The following is a 4,746-nucleotide window of genomic DNA, read 5'->3' on the forward strand; positions in this document are numbered from 1 at the left end:
CCCGCGCGGCCCCGCCTCCTCTGCCTCGCCACCCCCATGGCGGGCGGCGGCGTCCACCAGCACGCCAGGCTCGCCGCCCAGTTCCGCGGCGTCCGCCAGGTCGCGGCGTTGTCCCTGCCCGGCTTCACCCGCGGCGAACCGGTGCCCGACTCCCTGACCACCATCGCCGACGTGCTGGCCCACAGCGTCCTGGAGGCCGCGGAAGGCGAACCGTACCTCCTGCTCGGCCACTCCTCAGGCGGGCTCCTCGCCCATCTGACGGCCGCCCGGCTGGAGCGGTCACCGGACACCGGCCCCGCAGGCGTCATCCTGATGGACACCTACCGGACCGGCGACGAGGCCATGGGCGCCGGGCTCGAACAGCTCATCGTGGCGCTGCTCGGCCAGGAGACGACCTACGGCCGGTTCGACGGCGCCCGGCTGTCGGGGATGAGTCACTACGTCACCCTGCTGACCGGTTTCACACCGGTCGCCCTGCGGGCGCCGGTCCTGTTCGTCCGCGCCGAGGATCCCTTCATCGTCCTGCCCGGCGGTTCCGGCGACACCAGGCCCAGCCCCTGGGACCCCGCCCACACCCTGCGGACCGCGCCGGGCAGCCACTTCACCCTGGGCGAGCAGGACGCGCCCACCACCGCGGCGATCATCGAGGAATGGCTCGGATCCCTCACATGACGCCGCCCGCAGATCCCGACGACCGAGTGGAAGCGAGCCGAGTCAGGTGGTCCCGAGAATGGCATTGACGCCCACCGCGAAGGGGACGGTCCCCTTCCGCGAACACAGCACCTGGTACCGGGTCACCGGGGAACTCCACCAGGGGCGCCCGGCGCTCGTCACCGTGCACGGCGGCCCCGGAGCCACCCACGACTACCTGGTCGGGCTGGCGTCGTTCGCCGACCACGGCTGGCCCGTCGTCCACTACGACCAGCTCGGCAACGGAGGCTCCACCCACCTGCCAGGGCGCGGCGCGGACTTCTGGACGGTCCGGCTGTTCCTCGAGGAGCTCGACAACCTGCTGGAACGGCTCGGCATCGCCGACGACTACGTGCTGTTCGGCCAGTCCTGGGGCGGCATGTTGGCGGCCCGGCACGCGGCGGACCGTCCGGCCGGGCTGCGCGGCCTGGTCGTCGCGAACGCCCCCGCGTCCTACCGGCTGTGGCTGGAGGAGATGGACGTGCTGCGCGCGCAGCTCCCGCCCGGGGTGAACGACACGCTGCTGCGGCACGAGGCGGCCGGCACCACCGGCAGCGACGAGTACCGGACCGCGATGATGGTCTTCTACGACAAGCACGTCTGCCGGCTCGACCCCTGGCCGCAGGAGTACGTGGCGACCCTGATGGAGACGTCGAACGACCCGACCGTCTACCACGCCATGAACGGGCCCAGCGAGTTCCACGTCATCGGAACCCTGAAGGACTGGTCGGTGACCGGGGTCCTGCCCGACATCGACGTCCCCACGCTGGTGCTGTCGGGCCGGCACGACGAGGCGACGCCGAAAACGGTCCGGCCCTACCACGACCTGATCCCGGGCGCCCGCTGGGAGATCTTCGAGGACTCCAGCCACGCCCCGCATCTGGAGGAGCCCGAACGGTTCAGCAAGATCATGCTGGATTTCCTGGGCGGCCTGGACACCACGGCGACGGAAGGGTGAGGAACGGCATGGAGGCATCCGTCGAGCAGGTGGTCGAGGCGCTGCGCAACTCCCTGGTGGAGAACGAGCGTCTGCGGCAGCGGAACAGCAGGCTCGCGGCGGTGACGTCCGCGCCGATCGCGATCGTCGGGATGGCGTGCCGCTACCCCGGCGGGGCCCGGACGCCGCAGGAGTTGTGGGAGCTGGTGGCCGGGGGAGTGGACGCCACCTCGGCGTTCCCGGCCGACCGCGGCTGGGACCTTGACGGCCTGTACGACCCCGAACCCGGCAAACCGGGCAAGAGTTATGTGCGCCGGGGCGCGTTCCTGCACGACGCGGGCGACTTCGACCCCGAACTGTTCGGGATCAGCCCGCGTGAGGCCCTCGCGATGGATCCGCAGCAGCGGCTGCTGCTGGAGATCTCCTGGGAGGCCCTCGAGCGGGCCGGTCTCGACCCGCTGGCCCTGCGCGGCAGCCGCACCGGGGTGTTCGCCGGTGCGATGTACCACGATTACGGCCTCACCTCCAGCGACGGCAGCCTGGTCTCCGGCCGGGTCGCCTACACGCTCGGCCTCGAGGGCCCCGCGGTCACCGTGGACACCGCGTGCTCGTCGTCGCTGGTCGCGCTGCACTGGGCGGTCCAGGCGCTGCGGTCGGGTGACTGCGCCTTGGCGCTGGCGGGCGGGGTGTCGGTGATGGCGACGCCCGACACCTATGTCGAGTTCAGTGAGCAGCGCGGGCTGTCGCCGGACGGCCGGTGCCGGTCGTTCGCCGCCGCCGCCGACGGCACCGGCTGGAGCGAGGGCGCCGGGATGCTGCTGCTGGAACGGCTCGCCGACGCCGAACGCGACGGCCGTCCGATCCTCGCGGTCGTCAGCGGCTCGGCCGTCAACCAGGACGGCGCGTCCAACGGCCTGACCGCGCCGAACGGCCCGTCCCAGCGGCGGGTGATCCGGCAGGCCCTCGCCAACGCCCGGCTGACCGCCGCCGACGTGGACGCCGTCGAGGGCCACGGCACGGGCACCGCACTGGGGGATCCGATCGAGGCGCAGGCGCTGCTGGCGACCTACGGTCAGGGCCGGGAGCGGCCGCTGTGGCTGGGGTCGATCAAGTCGAACCTGGGGCACACGCAGGCCGCCGCCGGGGTCGCGGGGATCATCAAGATGGTCGAGGCGATCCGGCACGGGGTGCTGCCGAAGACCCTGCACGTCGACGAGCCGACCGCGCAGGTCGACTGGACGGCGGGGGAGATCCGGCTGCTGACCGAGGCGCGGGAGTGGCCGGAGACCGGCCGTCCGCGCCGGGCGGGGGTGTCGTCGTTCGGCGTCAGCGGGACCAACGCGCACGTCATCATCGAGCAGCCGCCCGTCACGGAGCCGCAGGACGTCGGCGCGGACCCCGGCGGCCCCGTGCTCTGGCCGATCGCGGGCAAGACGGCCGAGGCTCTTTCCGCCCAGGCCGGGAGACTGCACGCGTTCGTCGTGGAGCACCCCGAACTGCGTCCGGCTGAGGTGGGCTTGTCGCTGGCGGCCGGACGGGCCGCCCTCGACCACCGCGCCGCCGTGGTCGGCGCCGACCGTGCCGAACTCCTGGCCGGTCTCGTCGCGCTCGCCGCAGGTGACTCACCGGCCGGACAGGTGCGGGGCAGGGTCAGGCCCGGGGTCGGCCTCACCGCGTTCCTGTTCTCCGGCCAGGGCAGCCAACGAGTCGGGATGGGCAGGGAACTCCACGCGGCCCATCCGGTGTTCGCCGAAGCCTTCGACACGGCCTGTGCCGCGCTGGACGTCCATCTGGACCGGCCGGTGCGGGAGGTGGCCTGGGGCGACGAGGACGCCCTGAACCAGACGGCCCACACCCAGGCGGCGCTGTTCGCCGTCGAGGTGGCGCTGTTCCGGCTCGTCACGTCCTGGGGGATTAATCCCGATTTTCTGGCCGGGCACTCGATCGGCGAGATCGCGGCGGCGCACGTCGCCGGGGTGTTCTCGCTGGCCGACGCCGCCCGGCTGGTGGCCGCGCGCGGCCGTCTCATGCAGGCGCTGCCGCCCGGCGGCGTCATGGTCGCGCTCCAGGCGACCGAGGACGAGGTGCTCCCACTGCTGACCGGTGACGTCGGGATCGCGGCCGTCAACGGCCCCGACGCCGTGGTGGTCTCCGGCGAGGACGCCGCCGTCACCGCGATCGCGGACCACTTCACCGGCGAAGGCCGCAGGACCACCCGGCTGCGGGTGTCGCACGCCTTCCACTCACCGCTGATGGAGCCGATGCTCGCGGAGTTCCGGGCGGTCGCCGAGAGCGTCGGATACACCGAACCCGACGTGCCGGTCGTGTCGAACGTGACGGGCGCCGCCGCCGACGTGGCCAGCGCCGACTACTGGGTGCGGCACGTCCGTGAAGCGGTCCGGTTCGCCGACGGCATCCGCCACCTGGAGAAAGAGGGCGTGACCACCTTCGTGGAGCTGGGCCCCGACGGGATCCTCACCGGACTCGCCCAGCGGAACCTCCGCTCGGAGAGCACGGTCGCCGTGCCGGTGCTCCGCCGCGACAGGCCGGAGCCGAGGGCGCTGCTCGAGGCTGTCGGCCTGCTGTACACCCGGGGCGTGCGCCCGGACTGGGACGCGGTGTACGCGGGCCGTGCCGCCCGCCGCGTCGACCTGCCCACCTACGCCTTCCAGCGTCAGCGCTACTGGCGGAGCTTGCGGCCGGCGTCCTCTGACGTGACGGCGGCGGGACTGATCGCGGCCGATCATCCGCTGCTCGGCGCGCTGGTCACGCTCCCCGACGACGACGGTGTGGTCCTCACCGGCCTGCTGTCGGTGGACGACCAGCCGTGGCTGGCCGACCACAGCGTCCTGGGCTCGGTGCTGCTGCCCGGCACCGCCTTCGTCGAGCTCGCGCTGCGCGCCGGCGACGAGGTCGGCTGCGGCCGGATCGAAGAACTCACCCTCCAGGCGCCGCTGGTGCTCCCCGACCACGGCGGGGTGCGGCTCCGCGTGCTGGTCGGCGCCGCCGACGACGCCGGACGCCGTCCGGTCAGCGTCGTCTCGCAGGTGGGTTCCGCGTGGATCCGGCACGCCTCGGGCACGCTGGCCGAGAGCACCGCCCCGCCGGAGGCCGTCCCG

General features: G+C 73.2%; 3 protein-coding genes. All 3 read left to right on the forward strand.

What is annotated here, in order from left to right:
* Positions 1-672: alpha/beta fold hydrolase (locus tag ACYVE7_RS29315; protein WP_460369177.1), on the forward strand; the 672-nt coding region annotated here is incomplete at its 5' end.
* A 58-nt stretch (positions 673-730) separates the two neighbouring features.
* Positions 731-1,648 carry a proline iminopeptidase-family hydrolase gene (locus tag ACYVE7_RS29320; RefSeq protein ID WP_460369180.1) on the forward strand — a complete coding sequence of 306 codons (918 nt, stop codon included), beginning with the start codon at positions 731-733 and terminating at the stop codon, positions 1,646-1,648.
* Between the two features lie 8 nt (positions 1,649-1,656).
* Positions 1,657-4,746, forward strand: a 3,090-nt coding sequence (locus ACYVE7_RS29325; protein ID WP_460369182.1) for a type I polyketide synthase, incomplete at its 3' end; no start/stop codon positions are given.

It is taken from the genome of Actinocorallia lasiicapitis, assembly GCF_054778695.1.

Coding starts and splice junctions, on each gene's coding strand:
- ACYVE7_RS29320 (WP_460369180.1), top strand. CDS start 731: ATGGCATTGACGCCCACCGCGAAGGGGACGGTCCCCTTCCGCGAACAC.